The organism is Corynebacterium sp. ES2794-CONJ1, assembly GCF_025660615.1.
GTDB lineage: Bacteria > Actinomycetota > Actinomycetes > Mycobacteriales > Mycobacteriaceae > Corynebacterium.
On the sequence record NZ_JAOTIM010000007.1, the window covers coordinates 1 to 21,070 of the forward strand.

The following is a 21,070-nucleotide window of genomic DNA, read 5'->3' on the forward strand; positions in this document are numbered from 1 at the left end:
AACCAACAGTCACAACAACCTCTTGATCCGCAAGCGGCGCACCATCTTTATCCGCCACCACAAAAGTCACAACCGACGAATCCGCAGACTCCACCTGAGACCCCACAACACTCGCAGGAACAACAGGAGTCTGCCCTCCAGTTACTACTAACGACACCGTGTTCGATTCGACACCGCCGATAGTAGTTTTAACGTCAAATGTGCCAGCGCGCGGAGGAGTCCAGGTAGCGGTGTACACGGAGCCCGCGCGGGTGGCAGAAACTTTCGTGCTACCAATGTGGAAGCTGACATTGTCCGCTGGGACGATGTCGCCAGGGGTATAAGTCACTTCGGCGCGTAGCGTTACGGGAGAACCAGATTCCACTTGGTCTGGTGTTGCCGTCACTGAAACCGACTCCACAGCAGCTTTAGCTTTGACGGTGATCGTCGCTTGCTCGGTTACGGTGGGGTGATCGGTGACAACGGCTTCTATTTGCTGAGCACCTTCACCTTGCGCTGTGAACTCGGCGGTGTACTCACCTTGATCGTTACTGCGTACTTGCTGTTCCTCTGTGCCGTAGCGGATGGTAACCCCAGCTCCAGCCACGGCCTGATCAGCCGCATCGAAGAGTTGGCCATTGACCGTAAATGGATCGTCCGTCACCACTGACTCTGGAGCCTCGAGGGTGATCTTCTCAGGGGTTGCTGCCGCTTGGATACTGACGCTCGGCAGCGCTGGGGCCCCGCTTCCGGGGGTACACCACAGGAGGAAATTGATGGGTACCGCATCGGCTCCACCATTTTTCACATCGGCACTCAGCATTGCGGTAAAGAAAGCATTGTCATAGGACGCTGACGAAGGCTGTAGAGATGGGGTAGCATCTCCAGCTTCCGCGGCGGTGTAGGTGACAGTTGTCTCAGGGAAGTCAAGCTGCAAAGCGCCGTCGCTGTTGCGAGTCCCGCGCAGTGGGGCGCTCGTGAGGCCGTCGACACTGTTGTTTTCATTAGCGACATAGGCCGCTACCCGTACCGCAGTAGGGGTGACCGTGGCGCTAATATCATCTGCATTTTGGGCCACAACCGCACTCGCAGACGTATCAGAAGGATTATGAATATTGATGCTGGCTCGCGAGATCTCCGTTGGAATCAGGTCAAACTTGGTGGTCCAGAATGACCCAGCAAATTTATACTCCTTAGTCACCGCAAGATCTTTGACGGTGTACTTGTACTCGAAAGGCACACCTACACGTGCCGTTTCTGGAGCTTCGATATCAACCGTGGCCGAAGAAATGATACTTGAAGAGTAGTTGCCGGAAAGTCCAGAGTTCAGGTTACGACCCGTCGCGTCGGCTTTCATTTGACATCGCAAAGGAATCTCGAGTGAGGAGCTGACACTATCAGCGTGAACAGGTACCGCGGTTACTCCGGCTGCTAGAACCGGTCCCAGCAGTGCGGCGAGAATTTTTTTGGGGGTATTCAATGAGGCCACAACCTAGCTTTCTCGTAGATAATTTCGGGGGCAAAATTCTTAAGCTCCCTCATATACATTAATCACTAGATTGGGCATTTTTATTACACTGCTGAAGAATTTTATTTCATCACATTTTCTACTGGACGATTCTTGCGCTTATTATAGGCTTAAACAGCAGAAACTTCCTTTGAATAGTCAAAGAAAAAGCGGAAAGAGGGGTACAACTTTCATCGTAGTTGTACCCCTCTTTCCGCTGATTTTTGCCTAGGGGAATAATGGTGGCAGAGGCGGCAACTGTGGGAAATTAGGCAGAGCGAGGTTGAAGTGACGCGCGATAGCAAATAGCACTCCTCCCACTCCTAAAATTCCCAGAATTGACCCAATACTAATAAGGATCTTTCCCAGTGGTGAGGTATATCTCGCGCTAGGCTCGCGAGAGCCTTCAACCGCGGGTGGTGCGGGGGCTTCTCCGCTGCGAATGGTAAAGGCGTACCTATCGCTGAGTACCTGAGAAGTGGTTTCGCCCTGCAGGCCCGCTACTGCCTGAACTTCGAAGGCTCCAGGTATACCGAGTTCAATGGCTTGAGAAATCATCCCGAACGTGTCCGAGCGGGACACAAAGCTTCTATACACCGCCCCGCTTTCTGCGCGGTAGATATTGAAATAGACGGGATAGTTGGTAACTGGCTGATTATCTGCTGAGGTTAGGTCGGCAGAGAGCTCGATGCGAGTTCCAAATTCGTAACTGGATTGTGGAGGGTCTAGGTGGAGGCGTGCGGGCTGAGCAGCTTTGGGTTTTACTGCGTTGTTGGGCAGAACTTTCACGGTTACCGACGCCTCTTTACCGCCAGCGCGAGCGAGCACGCGGTAGTCTTCTGGGATGAGGGGTCGGAACTGGTACTGGGCGTACCCTAAGGCATCGGTGGTTTCGGTAAATATACGCCCCCCGATATGAAACTCAACCGAGCGCCCGGGTATTCCGCCACCCGCGGCATCTGTCACCCGCGAACGGAGCATGAGCTCGTTTCCAGCCTCGAGGGTATCGAGGGATGACTCCAAGGAAATTGCGGCAACCGCGCGGCGGGTATCTTGCTCGACCGCGGTTACCGCCGGAAGATTAGCTGCTATCGGAGTGCAGCGGACTAGGAAATTCTGTTGGCGACCCTGGTAATTCATTCTGGCTAAACCGCTGAAAAAGCTTCCCGGTCCGATATTTCGGTTGTCGGCGGCCTTGGGGAATGCCGGAGCGAGATCACCCGGCTGAGTAGCTTTCATTGTCAGGGAAATCGGGGGGATGTCCACGGCAAAGCTCGAACCGGTGTCACTAGCATATACTCCCCCCGATTCGTAGCTATCGAGACGAGAAAAGGCATCGTCGTCGGCAACAGTCAGGTCGCCTCCAATTGTTATTTCTCTTTGCTCGGTGGTGATCCCTAAGCCTTTTGTTCCGCCCGCAGATTTTTCCACACTGACGAGCTCTGCTTGGGAGGGGGCTGCTATCTTTAGAGAAATTCGAGAAAACTCTGTGACCTGAGGCCGCTCGGCTAAATAGGACCACGTAGCCGGTAATTCTATCCGTCCAGGCTCAACCGTATAGGTGAAGGGTACTCCTACTGCGACGGTCTGTGGGGCTGAGACCTTTGCTCGAAATATAAAGCCGTATTTCTCGCCCCAGAATCCGTTAAGCAATAAGGTTGAAGGATTGTATAAGTGGCACCCAAAATCTACATCGGTGGTACTCTCTACGGCCTGAGCCTGTGGGGCCGCGATCAAGAGGCCGGCGAGCAAAGATGAGATACTCGCGCTTAGGATCCTTTTCACTCGTGGATAACCTTCCTATTCATTAGTTTACTAATCCGAAGTGACGTGCCACAGCGTAGATCGCTGCTAACAATCCCCCAGCCCCCAGAAGGGAACCGAGAATCGCCCATATTGTGGAGGACTCCTGCGATGAAGAGTCAGAGGGATCGCTAGCCTGAGAATCTGGGTAGGTAAATTCCTTCGATGAGACTGTTCCGGATACAAATTTCACGGTGTACTGCTCCCCTGCGACGATCGGCACACGATATCTAAAGGTACCGCTTGCGGAGGTATTAAAGCTATCGACAATTGCCCCGTTTACATAGGCATCGACGCGGTATCCGCTCAAGGGAGTTCCGTTCGGACCTAGCACAGTTCCTCGATAGGAAAGGTAGTTGGTACCGATCTGTTGCGTTACTTCAACCTCGCTCGCCTCGTCGAGGGGGATATTCGGATCTCGCCGCGGGATCGTTGGTACGACCGAATACGGTGCTGATGCTAGATCGCCGCTTCGAGCAATGAGCTCGAAACTACGGGCGGGCAAGGTGGAGTAAATATACCGATACTCTCCATCACTATTGGGCGTTACTTCCGCGATTTCATCACCATCTATATAGAAGCTAACGCTCCGAGGGGTCGCCGGACGACCGTAATCATCGGTTGCACGCGCGATAAACGTAGCGGGCTGACCTGCGAAGAGAACGTCGGGCCGTACCTCGAGGATGAGCTTAGTAGCTACGATCCCACTGCGTGGATCGAAATAGAGCGCCAACTCTTCGCTGGAGGAGTCACCTGATTGAGCACGAAGGATAACCCGACCCGGAGTGCGAGACGAAATAGGATACTTAAAGGAGCCATCGGGCGCACGATGAAGCGTTATTTTCTGATCATTGACCCATAAATCCAGAGAATCTAGGTGTGCTGGTGTCGAACCGTCAGCCTGGTAGACATTCGCGGTTACCGGAATAAAATCAGTCACTGTTGCCGAATTGGTGGGAACACTCAATGTGAGAACAGGCTTTTCAACATTCAAGGTACGGGCAGCAGACGTTACTTTATCGCTGGTAGCAGTAACGCGGAAGGAACCGACCGCATCTGCGCGGTAATCGAAGGTACTACGCCCATCACTACCTGTAACTCCAGTGAGTATTACTTCCCCGACCATAAGGGAAACGTCTTGACCGGCTAGGGGGTTGGACTCAGCGTCGGTAGCAAGCACCGACATGGCAAGAGTTTCCCCTTTAACAGCCTTTTCCTTAGCATCCACCTGGAGCTGAACAACTTGCCTAGCAGGGGTTTCTACTACTTCTACCGCGGGGAGTTCTCCCTGGGCTACGCCACAGCGAACTGCGACAGTTCCCACGCTTCGACGATCATTAGGACTGCGCAACGACGCTGAAGCGAAGAAAGAAAAGAAATTATCGCTCGTGTACCCATTCATGACTCTCGTCCCCACCGGGAAGGCGGGTGCGATCGTGCCGGCTGAATTGGCGGTAAGCCGCAAGCTCACGGCTGGAAAATCTACACCGGAGTAACTCCCGTTGGATGCGCCTTCAAAGCCAGCGTGCTTCAACTTGCTCACCGCATACGAGGTGATCAAGGCTGCTGGGCGATCGAAATTGATCCCATCAATATCGCTGTCGCCTTGGATAGAGACCGTATGCGAAGACTGATCGAACTTAGACACTGTTCCAATGGGGCTCACCCCGAGAGCTACTGATTCAAGCGATGTCTCAGAGGGTACCGTGATATTCATCTTACCGCGAGAAATCTTGGTCAATTCAAGAGTTTCATTGCTTCCCAAATAGGGAATATATAGCGGATCGGGGATGCCAGCCACGGTAGGGTCGATGGTGTACTCGAAGCTTTCCCCCACACGCACAGCACTGGGAGCAGTCACTGTAGCTTGCAGTTCTAATTGATAATCATCGCTAGGATAATTGCCCATGACGGGGAAATAGAGACCTCCGTTACTCGGACGAGCATCGCAGTGGAAAGTCACGGGTACTGTCGATGTACGCACAGCCGCGCTCGCTCCTGGAATGGAGAGAGTGGCAGCTACTGCGCTCACCGAAACTATAGCCGTGAAGAGAGATCGAGCTGAATGCATAGGGCATCACGTCTTTTCTTGGAAGATAATTCCATAGTGGATTAACTAATAAGTCGAGGTATATACCTACTATGTTACATGGACGACAACTGAGGGTTGCCTGATAGGCCCATGAATTCCCACACTTCAGCTATCCACGGCTCAGCTACTTTCTCCCCTAGCCGAGCATGAGAACGTGACGGATACAGGGCTGGCACATAAAACTAGTCCCTGCTCAGGCGAGGTCAGACAAAGTTAGAGTGAGTCAAGCGCCAAATACGAGGAGGAACCAGCGCTAGGCTGGTTCTTTCGCGTTCTACGATTTAAATGCGAACGCCGATAATCCTGAGAATGGGGGCAGCAAAAAGAGCGAGGAAGGCTAAGACACCGACGGTTCCCCCCAGTGCTAAAAGAACAGTTTCTAAGGTTTTACCGTTGTCGGTACGGGGCCTATCGCTACTGCCAGCCTTGTGGCTACCTGAAGCCTGCGCGGCATAAGTGGTTATAGACTCAGCGGTAACGGGAGTGGTAGAGATCGGCAAAGCGAGGGCAATGGCACTGAGCGTGCTGAGAACCACACGGTTGATCTTCATGGAAAAACTCTCATCCTTTTCGTTTGCGAACGCATTATCGGCTGCGCGCGTTCTAATCGCCTGCTCCCCTATCTTACGAGGGGCCTAGGCGGTATCTTCCTTTAACTATCCATAACTATGCGCGCCCCATAGTCTAGCAAGGATAAAAGCCAAGATCTCCGCGGTTAACGGCGATCTTGGCTTTTATGAAGAAAATATACTACGCGCTGACAGTCTCAGCCGCAGGAACAATATTCACAGTGCGGCGGTTACGCTTGATAGAGAATTCGACGGAGCCTGCTGCCAAAGCAAACAAGGTATCGTCTCCACCACGTCCGACATTCTCGCCGGGGTGGAATTTGGTTCCGCGCTGGCGAACGAGGATCTCGCCGGCGTTGACCCGCTGGCCACCGAATCGCTTAACACCAAGGCGTTTTGCCTCTGAATCGCGACCGTTACTGGAGCTAGATGCACCCTTCTTATGTGCCATGTGGTTTCCCTCCTTTAGGAATCTAGAAAGGCCGGTGAGCCTTATTTAATGCCGGTTACTTTCAACACGGTCAACTTTTGACGGTGACCCTGACGTTTCTTATAACCAGTCTTGTTCTTGTACTTGAGGATCTTGATCTTTGGACCCTTAACCAGGTCCACAATCTCAGCATTAACGCTCACCTTAGCGAGCTCCTCGGGCTTAGACACAACAGATGCGCCATCGACGAGCAGAATCGGGGTAAGAGCCACGGACGAACCTGGCTCACCCTCGATCTTCTCGACCTTGACGAGGTCACCTTCAGCAACCTTGTACTGCTTGCCGCCGGTCTTGACGATCGCGTACATACGAGGGCTACCCCTTATCTCTCTCGGACTAGAGGATAAGATCCCCTAGTGAACTTAACGTTTTATTTATCTGTTTCGATTTTTCACTACTTAACAGGACTTACACCGCAAAGGTGAGGGTCTTGCAAGTCGTATTGTATTCTCAAAACAGCGACTGTCAAAGACTACCCTTTAGAGGCAGTAAAAGACAAATAGCACTCTAGCGCTTCCCACGACGCACAGCGCGTCGGCGGCCGCGGGTATGGGCGCTCTTTGTCACCGTTTCTTCTTCCTTCACACCTGGGCTTGGAGGAGTACTCATCTCTGCTTTCTTTCGCACCACGCGACGTTTCCCGCGACGCTTGGTGTGAGTTGGCACCTCACTTTCATCCGCCACCATTGCCTGAGACTTGTCTTGGCTGGAGTTGGTCTCCTCGCGGGTGGAACTGGACTCCTCGCGCAGGGACTCTTGAGGCCGCTGGGTTTTGACAACTCTTCGCTTCGTTTTCCGCCGCCTCACCACTGCATCATCATGATGTGAGTCTGGTGCCTGGGTGGCGTCATGCGACTCAGCGGTCTCCGCAGATTGCGTCGTCTTTGCGGCTACCGATGAGTTCTCTGCGCTCGGATTTAGGTGGGTTTTCTTCACCCGGCGCCGACCGCGCGAAGGCTGAGGTGTGGATTTTTCTTGGACTACTTCCTTGGGGTCTCGTTCTTCGGCCTGGGCTGCGAGCTCACTGGCGAAGTCACTACGCTGCGGCGGAGTGTCGCTGGTAGAGTTCCCACGCACCTTGCGCTTCCGGCGCGGCGATTTCTCAAAATCAGCGATCGCTTCCTCGTAAGTGTGCGGCAGGTAGTCTGCGCCCGTCGGCTGATCGGGATCTTCGGCATCAGCTATATCGATGGCGCTTTCGATAATGGCCTCGAATTCTTCGATCTCCGGCTCAGCATGCTTTTTAACGCCCCGACGACGCCTGGTCTTTGCAGGCTTTTCGTCCTCCATGGGCACAGCCACTACCGCGGCAGCTAGCTCCTCGATAGTTGGCGCGTGATCTTCCGTCTCCTCGTGGTGGTCCATTGCGACCACTGCGGGGTGTTGCTTCGGATCCTGCTGTTTAGGGCTGCGAGAGCCGCGGGATTCGTGAACCGATTCGCGGTGTTCAATTGGGTCATCGTGGACAATGACACCACGACCTTCGCAGTGCTCACAGTCTGTAGCAAAGGTTTCCAACAAACCGGTGCCAAGCCGCTTACGCGTCATCTGCACCAAGCCAAGCGAGGTTACCTCGGAGACTTGGTGGCGCGTCCTATCACGCCCGAGTGCCTCAGTAAGGCGTCGGAGGACTAAATCCTGGTTTTCAGGAAGCACCATATCGATGAAATCAACCACAATCATGCCGCCGAGGTCACGCAGCCGCATCTGGCGCACAATCTCTTCAGCGGCTTCCAGATTATTCTTCGTTACGGTTTCTTCAAGATTGCCGCCCTGACCGGTGAACTTACCGGTATTCACGTCGATGACAGTCATCGCCTCGGTGCGGTCAATGACGAGAGTGCCGCCAGAAGGCAGCCACACCTTGCGAGAGAGGGCCTTGTGAATCTGTTCATTAATACGGAAAGCTTCGAAAGCATCGTTACCGTCATGAGCATTGCGATCAAATTTTTCTAGCCGATCCAGTAGATCAGGGGCTACGGATTTAATATAAGCGTGAACGGTATTCCATGCCTTCGCACCGTCGACCACCAGCGTGGAAAAATCCTCGTTGAAGAGATCTCGGACTACCTTGACCAGCATATTTGGCTCTTCATAGAGCGTTACCGGTTTGGCTCCCTTCGAGTCTTTTTCAGCCTGTGTGGTGTGCTCAATCTGCTCCCAGAGTTGGTGCAGACGTTTCACATCGGCTGAGATTGCCTCTTCGGATACTCCCTCGGCGGCCGTGCGAATAATGACACCTCCGTCACCAGGGACCACCTTGCGCAGGATATGCTTCAAACGTTTGCGCTCCGGTGCTGGAAGTTTACGCGAAATTCCTGCTGAGCGTCCGCCTGGAACATAGACCAAATAGCGTCCGGCGAGCGAAATTTGAGTGCTTAACCTCGCACCCTTGTGGCCCACAGGGTCTTTGACCACTTGCACGAGCACCTGGTCGCCGGATTTGAGGGCTTGCTCGATTTTGCGTTGACGCCCCCCAAGTCCAGCCGAGCGCCAGTCTACTTCGCCTGCATAGAGCACTCCGTTGCGGCCTCGTCCGATATCTATAAATGCCGCTTCCATTGATGGTAGGACATTTTGAACACGTCCTAGATAAATATTCCCGATCATGGAGGCCTGCGCATCAGAGGTCACAAAATGCTCCACGAGCAGCTCGTCTTCTAGTACGCCTACCTGAGTTACCATACCCACGGCATCGAAGCGTTCACGTTCACGCACCACCATGGTCCGCTTGACGGATTCCCGGCGCGCTAGAAATTCAGCCTCGGACACAATATGTCGCTTCTTGCGGGATTCTTCGCGCATTTCCACGCGTCGGCGGCGCTGCGCCTCGAGACGTGTAGATCCTCTCAGGGCTGTCGGTTCATCCGCTAATTCCACATCATCGTCATCGACCTCTACTGATTCTGGGCTGGCATTTTTGCGCCCACGGCCGGTACCTCGCTTACCACGGCGACGCTTCTTCGATAAGGTTGCATCCTCGTCGTCCTCGGTGTCAGCGGTACTTACATCTTCTACCTCAGCGTCTACTTCGACAGCGGGTGCTAGGAACTGCGGAACCTGGAACTCCACACGCGCTGGTGGCGGGGTGATAATCGGTTCTAGATCAACCCCGGAATTAACCTCGGAGTCGATATCGGCGAGTATGGTGCTGAGATCATCTTCCTCGGTGGCCGGTAGCGATTCTTGCAGTTCCTTATCCACCTTCTCTTCGATCTGGTGGATCTCATTTTCTACATTCTTCTCAACGCGGTAGCGCAGTTTTTCCTCGTCGGTATAATCGTCGGTCTTGTCCTTTGAGCTTTCGCCCTGGTTTCCGCCCGAGCGCAGGGCAGCGAAAAGCTGCGTGTACTCAGCACGTGACAGGTTAGACTGAGCAGCCTTGTTCACGCCCACGGCCTTGAGCTCCTTGATGAGCTCGCCGGATTTTAATCCTAGTTCTTGGGCAAGTGCGTAGACTCGAATCTTTTCTGGCAGTGCAGATTCGTTAATATGTTTTAGGTCAATCACGATTGACGTTCTCCCGAAATTAATTGTGTGGGAGTAGCCTTAGCGGGGATTGAGCAACTGGTGCGCGCGGGAGCAAAAACTCATCCAACTAGCGCGATGATTCTCGCGCCCATAGCCCGGCACCGTATTCTTGAGTGCTAGGAATGAATGTGCCGCCTTAAATTCCCCGGGCGCAAATCCTGCTAGTTATCTCAGAATCTGCAGCCATCGCAGAGCAGCTTGCACACTTCGAAGCCTATATTTTTATAAGTTTTTTCCAACGCTGTGCTCATCCGAGCAATTCTGTCACCTCGGCTACTACACGGTCGTTGTGGTCATATTCAGTTATAAAAGCGATCTCCTCGGAATCCCTGATGATTATTTCCATCAGGCTCGTCCCTTTCCTTAATTAGAAAGTGGCAGTGGTGATGCGCCAGTGCCTATTGTTCCATAGAACCAAAAATTTTGTGCAGCTAACACTCTTCCTGAGAGAAACTACACCTCATGCGCACGTGTCTAGAGACCACAAGAGGGCGTGATGTGATCGTATCCACGCCACGCCCCTAAAATTTTTTATCTAACCGAAAGTGAACGAGTAGAGCTCCAGACCTGCGGTGGGGGTAATAGTGATGAGCTCCGTGTGGTTATTAGGATCCCGGACTATATCGAGGCTGCCATCGCTTGTGATAGTGAAGGTTTTAACTGTGCCGTCTTCGCGCTCGACCGTTACTGTTCCGGTGCCAGAGAGCACCAGCTGGACCCACTTGGCCTGGAAGTTCAACTTGATTGCTGCCTCGGGTGATGCGGGCTTGATACTCGTTGGCCCTATGTCCCATGTCCCTGCGAGGGAATAAAAGCCAAGCTGCGGCGTCTGAGCAGACCCATAGTCGATGAGCCCAGTTCCAGCACTCGGGTTAGCTTGGTACTTCGACCGGCGGGCACCGAGATAGGTTTCTGGGCTTCTCGGCTCGCGTAGAGCCTCCACCACGTTATTCTCTACTGGTTCTGGCAGTGTGATGGTGGGGTCACGATCCACAAGGAGCTGGCGAATCAGGGTTTCAGTCTCGGCATACTTGCCTTCGCCTTCGTGGATCTGCACCACAGTACCCGTGTGGTCGGTGAGGTAGTGGGCTGGCCAGTACCTGTTATTAAAATTCTTCCACGTACGGAAATCATTATCTTGTACGACGGGGTAGTTGATGCCAGTATCGCGAGCCGCGGCCTTAACATTGTTGATATCTTCCTCGAAGGAGTATTCGGGGGCGTGAATGCCAATCACGTCGAGGCCATAGTCCTTATAGGTGTCATAGAGTTTCGTTATGTGCTCGTTTGCGCGTTGGCAGTTGATACATGCATAGGCCCAGAAGTCGACGAAGGTGACTTTGCCGGATGTGTGCGGGTCGATCGGACCGGGAGTGTTGAACCAGTTCTCTAGCCCCTCGAAGGCGGGTAACTTGCCGCAGTCGTGAGCGTGGGTCGCGTCTTCTTGTCGACGGCAGTACTCAAGGTCACCCTTCTGGCGCGGTGTATTGCCTGATTCTCGAACCTTATCAACCTGCTCCCCGAGAGCGTGCTGTGCTGAAGAGGTCCAATCCGGGAGGGCGCGTTGAATAGCGGCGGGGGCGTTGAAGATCAGTGCAACAGCGAGCAGGATGATTAATAAGCCAGAGCCGCGACGGATCCCCGCCTGGTGACGCTGGAACCAATCCACGCGCTCCCCTACTTTATTGCCACCGATCGCGAAAGCTAGAAGAGGGAGTGCCGCACCGATTGCGAAAGAAATAGTGAGAACGAAGATGCGAGCATCGAGCTCCCCTGTGGCAGCGGCTACTGTTATCGCTGCCAGTACGGGGCCTGCACATGGCACATACACAGCTCCAAGAACAAGACCAACAGCGAAGCCGCCGCGGTTGCGCACCTTATTTTGCAGGAAATACGGCTTCGGGATTTTATCAAAAGGAGCCTGAATCAACTCGCCAAGACGAGGGATGAGCATACCGATACCAACAAGAACGAGCAGGCTGATACCAACCCAACGCACCGTGGACCCTGGCAAACTTAAGGCGTTGAGTGCTACGGACCCCACTAAGGTGAGCGCTGCGAAACTCGTGGCCAACCCACTGAGAACGAGGTAAGGACGCCATCTATTGCCGCCACTGACAGCAAGGATCAAAGGCAACACGGGCAAAATACATGGCGACAGGCTGGTGAGAATACCGCCGAGGAGGCCAATAAAGACCATGGAGAAAATCATAGGGTGTCCTTTTATATGGTGAAGATGATGGTTCAACGTAGCTTTCACCCAAATAACGAGAATCGTTGTGAAAGGCCGTTACCCATATATTCGGAGAACTAAAGGAAAGAGATTGATTCTCGTTGCAAGACCCCTTCCAGGCCCCCTTCGGAAGAACCTTATTGACGTGCACTTATAGGATGAATAGAAGACGAGAAAATATATGCTCCACCGCTGTTCAATCATTCCTATGGGAGCCTAAGTGCGAAAGCGAAGAACTTTTTTTTAACACAAGCGCAATCCGTTGTGCCGAGCTCTCCGTACCTATAGATATGAAGTTACCTAAAAGGCAAGCACTTTCCGTGCTGTGCTTGTTCTCTTAGAAAGTCCTTGCTCTGCACGTACAGGCTGAGAGAAAACTTCGTACCACTATTCCCACCTCGTTAGCTCTCTAAGGAGTTTTCATGATTTCACGTAAATTTGCAGCAACCACCATCGCCATGGCCATCACTTCCACTGGGCTCGTCGCCTGTGGTGATGATGCAACCAGCACACCCGCCGTCACTACAGAGTCAGATACCATGGAGAAGATGGACAAAATGGACTCCAACAAAATGGACAAGATGGATGAGATGGAGTCCGACAAGATGGACAAAATGGATAAGATGGAGTCCGACAAAATGGATAAAGAAAAATAGATCTATACCCCTCCAGCCAGCGAGGATCTCAGGTCTGTGCGCGCGTCGATAGGCGAGTTAGCAGATCTGAGTTTACAATCAGAAACTATGCACCCCACCCATGACGATGTGCTTAAGCGCGTTGCTGCAGGCGATAAACGTGCCTTCAGTGATCTTTATGACGAACTTTCGCCGAATGTCATGGGTGTCTGTATGCATATATTGCGCAACCCGCAGTTAGCTGAAGAAGTCGCTCAAGAGGTCTTTATCGAAATATGGCGGAAAGCCGGTAGCTTTGACCCAGCAAAAGCGGCAGCCCGCACGTGGGTACTCAGAATGGCTCGGTCCCGCGCGATTGATCGTTTGCGTTCCATGACTGCTGAGATGTCACGAGAGCACAAAGATGCCACTCTTAATGCCGTTACTCGTTTCGACAGTGTCGAGGATGCCGCTTTGGCAAGCGTCGAAGCTGTACGTTTGAGGAGGGCAATCGATCGGGTGGGCGAGCCCCACCGTAGCGCTCTGCTCCTATCTTATTTCGGTGGCCTTTCCAATCCCGAACTAGCCGCCCATACCAATATCCCCTTGGGGACTGCTAAGACCCGAGTGCGCGATGGCCTTAAGAAACTCCGTCAAGCACTGCTTTCAACCCCGGAAGGAGGACACTATGTGCGATAAAGATCTCCGATCTTCAGACGAGGAATTTCTAGACGAAACTCTTCTTGAAGCGGTTCCTCCGCATATGCCGAGCGATTCGCTAAAAGCTGCTATTTTTGCGGAACTGGCACGTGAGGATGCCTCAGAACCAGCCGATACCGATATATCGGTGATCCGAGAGACCAGACCTGCTGCCCCTCTCCCCCTTCCTCGGACGCTAAAGCCTGGCGGACTACGTTATCGTTCTGGCATGATCGCGGGTTCGTTAGCAGCCGTGAGCGTGCTGGTGATCGGCGGCTCGCTGATCGTGCCGACTATAACCCAGTCGACAAACCCATCCACCGCCCCCGTGGACTACCGAGATCCACATGCAGAGATGCATGAAATCATGAAATCTGAAGATATGGCGAAGGTTACCGTCAATGCGGCCGGTGCTCAGCTCGATATTGTGGCCTCGAAGCAGATGGAAAAAGCCGGCGCCATGGTGCAGGGGGCGGCGGCGACACAACCTGGTATGGGTATTCAGGTGTGGAGCCAAACCCAGGCCGGTGAAATGATCAGCGCCGGAGTCATTGGTCCGGAAGACCACCAGTCTGTGTGGATGCCCCTTGATGGTCACACGGTCAAAGTGATCCTCACGGAGGAACCCATGACGGGTTCGGAACAACCTACAGGTACTATGCTCGCAGAGGTTATTCTCAGCTAACTTCGATATTCAAGAAGAGATAAAGCCCAGGGTAATCCTGGGCTTTATCTTTCTAGAGGTGGGGGAACCAAATCTTGATCTCTCTGGCTGCCGATTCAACCGAGTCGGAGCCGTGAACGACATTGGAATTCACCTCGAGGGCAAAGTCACCGCGGATTGTACCGGGCGTTGCCTTGGCCACAGGATCGGTGCCACCGGCTAATTGTCGCCAGGCGCTCACTGCTCGCGGCCCCTCAATGACACCAGCAACCAGGGGGCCGGAGGTAATGAAATCGACAAGCTCGGTAAAGAAGGGCTTATCCGCATGCTCTGCATAGTGCTGCTTGGCGGTGTCCTCGCTGGCCAAGCGCAAATCCAAAGCTATAATCTTTAGCCCTTTGCGCTCGATGCGACTGATGATCTCACCGATATGGCCATGGGCGACGCCGTCGGGCTTAATGAGAATGAGTGTACGTTCGTTCATGCGTTATGATTTTAGCCTTTTTTAATGGTGAGTTCGAGAATCGTAGGATGGGGTATTTCCTGGTCTTTTCCAGAGCAATTAAGATATCCTTATTTCACCTCGTCCAGCCACCCATAGCGAATATGAAGGAATTATGCGCACGCGTCTTTTCACCGCAACGCTCACGAGCTTTGCGCTCAGCTCTTCCCTGCTCACCCCCGTCCAGGCGGCACCAGCCCCCGAGGTATCGTCCTTGGTTTTACTACCTGGCACTAATGCTTCCTCAGCACGCCTGAGTTTCCAACATGGCGAAACCGGCCGCATCCAGGTTCAGTGGGATAAAGCCTCAAACTTATATAACGGGTATTTTCGCCCCAGTGCAGCGTACGGCGACGCGCAGAAAAAGCTCTTGGGCGCGCAGTCCTATTTCACTTTTGAGGGACTGCAGCCTGATACCCGCTACGCCTATCGCATTGGTTTTGGCGCTACGAAGTGGACCGAGGTGCGCTACTTCACGACGGGCTCAGCCGATCAATTTAATGCTCTCGTTTTCGGCGACGTTAAAATCGGAGCCCGGGATATCGACGTTGATCGAACTAAATGGCAGCAGGCATTAGCCCGCGCGGAGGGCTTTGCTGAGAATGCCACGACCTTGCTCACACTGGGTAACCAAGTTAATAATCCGAATTATGCGCGCACCCAATACCCAGCCTTTCTCGACAACTCGGTAATGCCACGTCTGCAAACTGCGCCGCTTGCCGACGACACGTCTAGCCCTAATACCGATTTTGATTATTATTTTTCGCTCCCTCATGAAAGCTTTAATGGCGTGGGGCGCTCCACTCGAAATTATTATTTCTCCGCCGGCCCCGCCCTCTATATCGGCCTCAACCTAAGCAATCAACCTCTGACTGGCAATGACTGGGCAACGCTGAAGGGGTGGCTGCGCCAAACCGTCACAGCCCACGGGTTTGGGCATGAGTGGATCATTATTGGGCTCCAGCGTCCCCCATATTCTGCCGCAACCTCTGATACTCGGGTTCGCGCCGAGCTTGGTCCTCTCTTCGAGGAGCTCAACGTGGATCTCGTGCTTTCTGGCGGTGCGGATATCTATACCCGCACACATCTTTTAAAGGGTGCTGAGGTGGTTCCTCCAGCTCCTGGCTTTGCCCCACGGCCCGGACAGACACTGCGAGTTGCCAAAAACGCTGAACCTGGTGAGGCTAATGAGGTCATCTATGTGACGCTAAATTCCCCTACTGGTGCGAATTTTGCGCAGCCGAAAGGAAGCGAGGAATTTATTGCGATCAGCAATCAAGATTCCACCCCGGATTTCTCCCATCTTGAGGTGGATTCTCAGACGCTGACTTTGAGCACCTATAACAGTGCAGACGCTTCGCTCGTTGATGCCTTCACTCTGGATAGGCGCCCGGAGTCGGAGCCGGAGGACAAGAATGAAGACGATGGACGTGGTGAGAAGCCTGGAGCCCAGACTTCCTCAACCTCGAGCATTATCGGCATCATTTTGAGCGTTCTGTCGGGGCTGGGGTTGATAGGTGGCATCATCGCTTTTATTCAGCGGAACCCCCAGCTTCTCCGCTTCTAGGAAACACTATTCTAGGGAATGCTAAAGGTGCTGGGTGGTCAAGAGTCCGCGCTTCATACGTTCAAGTAGATTCTTGCGCAGATGCAGAATATACCACCACACGAGAGCGAAGAAGATACCAATAATGCCCATTGATGGGTGGATAAAGAATCCGAGAATGCCCAGCACCTGAAGCCCAATATTGACTGGAATTGCCCATGTCTTCCCCTGCAAGAAGCTCATGACCAGCATCGCCGTGGCGACAACCACAACCGATACCCAGTTAAAGGTGGTCCAGTAGGCCCCGTTATCCACCCGTAGAATGACGGTGAGGACGAGGTAGAACGTAATAGATTCCATCCCCATGGCCCCCGCCATCACGCCGCGAAGGCCTTTGAGGGGATCGTTGACGGGCTTGTGCCCCATTCCTAAGGGGCCAACGGGGGCGGGGTTTTCTGCCATATTAGATAGGCTCCTTTGCAAACAGGGTACGTGCCTCACCGGCGGTCACAACTGATCCAGTAATAAGAACCCCTGAACCAGATTGGATATCGGCGTCTTCAGCCAATCCTACGGCTAATTCAATGGCACCATCGAGACCGCGAGCCGTATGGACTCGCTCTTCGCCGAAAATTCCCACCGCGAGGTCGTAAAGATCCCTCATATCAAGGGCCCTTGGGCTGGAGTTTTGGGTGACGACGATCTCATCGAGGTGGGGCTCTAGAGCTGCAAGAATTCCTCGGGCGTCCTTGTCGCCTAAGATCGCTAGCACTCCGATAAGACGCTGGAAGTCAAAGTCTCGCTCGAGAGCGGTTGCGAGTGCACGCGCCCCGTGGGGATTATGGGCGGCGTCGATAAATACTGTGGGGGCCGATCGAACCCGCTCCAGCCGACCCGGACTTTGAACTGTGGCGAAGCCTTCCTTTACCGTGTTGAGATCGAGGCTGCGGCCAGGGCCGGCCCCAAAGAAGGCCTCCACCGCGGCGAGGGCTACAGCTGCATTGCGAGCTTGGTGCTCACCTGAGAGTGGTAGAAAAATGTCCTCATAGTCTCCCGCCAGTCCGCGTAGGGTGAGTTGCTGACCTCCGACAGCAACGCGGGATTCTATGACCGAAAATTCCTGCCCTGCCCGAGCGACTGATGCGTCGATATCTACGGCATACTCCAAGATCGCCCGCATCGCTTCGGGCTCTTGTTCAGCGATAATAGCAACGTTTTCTTTAGGGGCGAGTAGATCGTCGAGATCCCATCGAGTTTTAATAATCCCCGCTTTCTCCTGGGCGATATTGGCGATGGTGTCCCCTAAGTATTCTGTGTGATCGATGCCTATGGGCATGATCACGGCCACCTCAGCATTGATCACATTGGTGGCATCCCACCGACCCCCCAAACCGACTTCTACTACCCCCACATCCACCGGAGCATCAGCAAAGGCTGCATAGGCCATGGCTGTGAGGACCTCAAATTTGGAGAGCTTTGGCCCTCCAGCTGCCTCGCTGTGGGCATCAGCCATCTCCACGTAGGGGCGGATTTCTTCGAAAATACGCACATAATCGCGGGGGTGGATCGGGCGTCCATCGATAGCAATGCGTTCAGTAACCAACTGCAAATGCGGACTCGTGGTGCGCCCAGTGCGCCGGTGGAAAGCCCGAAGTAGTGATTCCACCATTCGAACTGTGGAGGTTTTTCCGTTAGTGCCAGCGATGTGGATAGCTGGAAAACTGCGCTCTGGGTGTCCGAGGAGATCCATGAGGAATTCGATCCGATCTAAGGTCGGATCGATTATTGTTTCATTGAAACGCTGGTCAAGCTCGGCTTCGACCTCTTTAAGCGCGCGCATATCCTCATGAGTGATCTCGAGGGCTGGCGGCTCGGGTTTCGCTGCGATCGTCAATGGCAACTCGAGGCCCGACTCCTTAAGGGTGAGATCACCTAAGGTCACAGGCTCGCCTTCCTCACCGGCAAGCGCGGCACTGACCTGGAAATCCTCACCCCCTAAATCTGCTTCAGCAAGGTGCGCATAGCCCGCTTCTTGGCTGGTATCTGGCTGGTCGGAGGGTGAACTCATGAGCGTAGCTCTTCCAGTTTGCGGCTGATCCTAGCTACTTCTTCCGCAGCGAGGTGCTGGCGAGTGCGAATCTTCTCCACCACAGCATCTGGAGCCTTAGCGAGGAAGGCCTCGTTGGAGAGTTTCTTCGTGGTTCCTTCCAATTCCTTGGTAGCTGAGGCGAGATCCTTCTCTAAGCGCTTGCACTCTGCTTCCTTGTCCACGGTTCCAGAGGTATCGAGGGAGACCGTTATTGTTCCCGCCTCTAAGCGCACCTCGAGGGTGGCGGAGGCCTGGAAATCCTCATTCGGGTGATCGAGTTTAGCGAGGGTACGCACCACGGTTTCTTGATCAATCAGGTCAGCGGCGGCGAAATCGACAGCAGCGGGCACCTTTTGGCTCGGTTTAACGCCTTGATCGGAACGGAAGCGGCGAATTTCGGTGACGAGTTTTTCTATATCTGCGATCCGACGAGCTGCGATATCATCCCGCGGTGCTCCCCCATTGGTGAGCTCTGTGGTGGGCCAGGCACTGATAACCAGTGATTCCTCATCGCTGAGAGCCTTCCATAAGGTTTCAGTCACGAACGGCATAGCTGGGTGGAGCAATCGCAGCACGGCATCGAGAACGCGACCTAAAACTACCTGGGTATTCTTGCCACGCTGCTGCTCGCTAGGACTTGCCTGGGAGAAATCGCGCGGAATCTGCACCTTGGCGATCTCGAGATACCAGTCGCAGAACTCTCCCCACGTGAACTGGTACAGCAGCTCGTGAGCTTTGGCGAATTGATAGCGGTCAAGATAGGAATCAACGTGGTCGCGCACGTCTTCGAGGCGGTCGAGGATCCATCGATCGGCGTCTGTCAGCTCCTCGCGGGCGGGAAGGTCACCAATGCGAGCACCGTTGAGGAGTGCAAATTTGGTCGCGTTGAAGAGTTTGGTGGCGAAGTTTCGCGAGCTTTGAGCGGAATCGGCTCCAACAGGCAAATCTACGCCAGGGTTGGCACCACGAGCTAGGGTAAAGCGCAGTGCATCGGCGCCGTAATCGCGCACCCAGTCCATGGGGTCGATGCCATTACCGAGCGATTTACTCATCTTGCGGCCGTGCTCGTCGCGCACCAGTCCGTGTAAGAAGATATCGGTAAATGGTATCTGCGGGCGCCCCGCTGCCCCACCATTGAGGGTCTCTTCACTTATCGACGATGCGAAGGTCGCGAACATCATCATTCTGGCGACCCAGAAGAAAAGAATATCGTAACCGGTCATGAGCACCGAGGTGGGATAGAATTTCTGCAATTCTGGGGTATTTTCCGGCCAACCTAGGGTGGAAAACGGCCACAGTGCCGAACTGAACCAGGTATCCAAAACATCGGGGTCCTGTGTGTAGCCTGCTGGGGGTTGCTCATCGGGACCAACACAGACAATCTCATCATTCGGGCCGTACCAGATGGGAATACGGTGGCCCCACCACAATTGGCGGGAAATGCACCAGTCGTGCATATCATCGACCCACTCGAAATAGCGCGGCTCCGCTGACTTCGGGTGAATAACGGTATCGCCCTCTCGAATTGCATCGCCCGCCATGAGAGCAAGTTCATCAACCTTGACGTACCACTGCAGTGACAGCCTCGGCTCGATGGGTTCTCCGGAGCGTTCGGAGTGACCTACCGAGTGAATATAGGGGCGTTGCTCCTTGACAATGCGCCCTTGTGCGGCAAGTGCCTCACGGATTTTTACCCGCGCCTCAAAACGATCCAGGCCATCAAACTCAGTGCCAGTATGAGCAATATGCCCCGTGGAGTCGAAAATATTGGGCATCTCAAGATCATGTCGCTGACCCATGGCGTAGTCGTTGGGATCGTGAGCGGGGGTGATCTTGACAGCGCCGGTGCCAAATTCAGGATCGACGTAGTCATCGGCGATAACGATCAATTGGCGATCGTTGAGAAATGGGTGAGGCAAAGTGGTGCCCACCAACTCTCGGTATCGCTCGTCTTCGGGGTGTACGGCCACGGCGACGTCGCCAAGCATTGTTTCTACCCGCGTGGTGGCTACGATAACGTGGGGTTCATCATCGTTGAGTGAGCCATAACGGATGGACACTAATTCACCCTCGACGTCCTTGTACACGACCTCGATATCGGAGATAGCTGTTTCCAGTACTGGAGACCAGTTGACGAGGCGATTAGCTTGGTAAATCAAGCCACGATCGAAAAGGCTTTTGAAAATAGTCTGCACAGCGCGCGATAGCCCCGCATCTAGGGTGAAGCGTTCGCGCGACCAGTCAACTGAGTCACCCAAGGCGCGCATCTGGGTGCCAATGGTTCCGCCGAATTGCTCTTTCCACTCCCAGACCTTGGCGATAAACTCATCGCGCTCATAATCCCAGCGCTTCTTCCCCTCCTCCTCGAAGAGTTTGGCCTCCACCTTGGACTGGGTGGCAATACCAGCGTGGTCCATACCTGTCATCCAGAGGACCTCATAGCCTTGCATGCGCTTGCGGCGAGCGACCACATCGATCAGGGTGTGGTCGAGGGCATGGCCCATATGCAGTTGGCCGGTGACATTGGGCGGCGGAATCATAATGGAGTAGCCGGGCTTTGAAGAGTGGGCATCAGGGGTGAAATATCCCTTGTTGACCCAATTCTCATATAACTCGGATTCGACCGCTTGCGGGTCCCAATTTTTGGGCAACTTATCTGCACGATTATTTTCAGCCATGCCCACCATCTTAGATAATTCCCTATGGGGGACAAAGAAAAGGTGCCCAGGAGGAAAACCCTGGGCACCATCTC

The 21,070-nt window shown here is 53.8% G+C and carries 16 protein-coding genes; 4 read left to right on the plus strand and 12 right to left on the minus strand.

What is annotated here, in order from left to right:
- From N7326_RS08570 to N7326_RS08605, 8 genes are all read right to left on the minus strand, one after another.
- Positions 1–1,468, minus strand: a 1,468-nt coding sequence (locus tag N7326_RS08570) for a hypothetical protein (protein WP_259289625.1), incomplete at its 3' end; no start/stop codon positions are given.
- A 246-nt stretch (positions 1,469–1,714) separates the two neighbouring features.
- Positions 1,715–3,271: a carboxypeptidase-like regulatory domain-containing protein gene (locus N7326_RS08575; RefSeq protein ID WP_263088486.1), complete on the minus strand. Its 1,557-nt coding sequence runs from the start codon at positions 3,269–3,271 to the stop codon at positions 1,715–1,717.
- Positions 3,272–3,293: 22 nt separating this feature from the next.
- The gene (locus tag N7326_RS08580; RefSeq protein ID WP_263088487.1) at positions 3,294–5,360 is read right to left on the minus strand and encodes an Ig-like domain-containing protein; all 2,067 of its coding nucleotides are present in this window, start codon (positions 5,358–5,360) and stop codon (positions 3,294–3,296) included.
- Between the two features lie 302 nt (positions 5,361–5,662).
- Positions 5,663–5,932: a hypothetical protein gene (locus N7326_RS08585; RefSeq protein WP_259158765.1), complete on the minus strand. Its 270-nt coding sequence runs from the start codon at positions 5,930–5,932 to the stop codon at positions 5,663–5,665.
- 199 nt (positions 5,933–6,131) lie between these two features.
- The gene (gene rpmA / locus N7326_RS08590) at positions 6,132–6,401 is read right to left on the minus strand and encodes a 50S ribosomal protein L27 (RefSeq protein ID WP_259080249.1); all 270 of its coding nucleotides are present in this window, start codon (positions 6,399–6,401) and stop codon (positions 6,132–6,134) included.
- 41 nt (positions 6,402–6,442) lie between these two features.
- Entirely contained in the window at positions 6,443–6,748 is a 306-nt protein-coding gene (gene rplU, locus N7326_RS08595) for a 50S ribosomal protein L21 (protein WP_259080247.1), read from the minus strand.
- A 199-nt stretch (positions 6,749–6,947) separates the two neighbouring features.
- Positions 6,948–9,950 (minus strand): translation initiation factor IF-2 N-terminal domain-containing protein, encoded by a 3,003-nt coding sequence (locus N7326_RS08600; RefSeq protein WP_263088489.1) that lies wholly within the window; start codon positions 9,948–9,950, stop codon positions 6,948–6,950.
- A 556-nt stretch (positions 9,951–10,506) separates the two neighbouring features.
- The gene (locus N7326_RS08605; RefSeq protein WP_259080263.1) at positions 10,507–12,180 is read right to left on the minus strand and encodes a cytochrome c biogenesis protein CcdA; all 1,674 of its coding nucleotides are present in this window, start codon (positions 12,178–12,180) and stop codon (positions 10,507–10,509) included.
- A 446-nt stretch (positions 12,181–12,626) separates the two neighbouring features.
- Between N7326_RS08605 and N7326_RS08610 the strand changes: the two genes are divergently transcribed.
- The 3 genes from N7326_RS08610 (at position 12,627) to N7326_RS08620 (ending at position 14,202) form a co-directional block, all read left to right on the plus strand.
- Positions 12,627–12,860 (plus strand): hypothetical protein, encoded by a 234-nt coding sequence (locus N7326_RS08610; RefSeq protein WP_259158763.1) that lies wholly within the window; start codon positions 12,627–12,629, stop codon positions 12,858–12,860.
- 87 nt (positions 12,861–12,947) lie between these two features.
- Positions 12,948–13,517, plus strand: coding sequence for a sigma-70 family RNA polymerase sigma factor (locus N7326_RS08615; protein WP_259158762.1), 570 nt, complete (start codon positions 12,948–12,950; stop codon positions 13,515–13,517).
- Positions 13,507–14,202, plus strand: coding sequence for an anti-sigma factor (locus N7326_RS08620; RefSeq protein WP_259080239.1), 696 nt, complete (start codon positions 13,507–13,509; stop codon positions 14,200–14,202). Before N7326_RS08615 ends, N7326_RS08620 begins: the two co-directional genes overlap by 11 nt.
- A gap of 52 nt (positions 14,203–14,254) precedes the next feature.
- Here the strand turns inward: N7326_RS08620 and ndk are convergent, their stop codons facing one another.
- Positions 14,255–14,665 carry a nucleoside-diphosphate kinase gene (ndk, locus tag N7326_RS08625; protein WP_259080237.1) on the minus strand — a complete coding sequence of 137 codons (411 nt, stop codon included), beginning with the start codon at positions 14,663–14,665 and terminating at the stop codon, positions 14,255–14,257.
- A gap of 133 nt (positions 14,666–14,798) precedes the next feature.
- Between ndk and N7326_RS08630 the strand changes: the two genes are divergently transcribed.
- On the plus strand, positions 14,799–16,250 hold the full coding sequence (locus tag N7326_RS08630) for a purple acid phosphatase family protein (RefSeq protein ID WP_263088490.1): 1,452 nt from the start codon (positions 14,799–14,801) through the stop codon (positions 16,248–16,250).
- Between the two features lie 21 nt (positions 16,251–16,271).
- Here the strand turns inward: N7326_RS08630 and N7326_RS08635 are convergent, their stop codons facing one another.
- The 3 genes from N7326_RS08635 to N7326_RS08645 are packed head-to-tail and all read right to left on the minus strand — an operon-like array spanning position 16,272 to position 20,996.
- A complete protein-coding gene (locus N7326_RS08635; protein WP_259080233.1) occupies positions 16,272–16,691 on the minus strand; it encodes a DUF4233 domain-containing protein in 420 nt (139 codons plus the stop codon).
- Position 16,692: 1 nt separating this feature from the next.
- Positions 16,693–18,297: a bifunctional tetrahydrofolate synthase/dihydrofolate synthase gene (gene folC, locus N7326_RS08640; protein ID WP_259289629.1), complete on the minus strand. Its 1,605-nt coding sequence runs from the start codon at positions 18,295–18,297 to the stop codon at positions 16,693–16,695.
- Positions 18,294–20,996, minus strand: a complete 2,703-nt coding sequence (locus N7326_RS08645; protein WP_259080230.1) for a valine--tRNA ligase — start codon at positions 20,994–20,996, stop codon at positions 18,294–18,296. Before N7326_RS08645 ends, folC begins: the two co-directional genes overlap by 4 nt.
- Positions 20,997–21,070 lie beyond the last annotated feature (74 nt).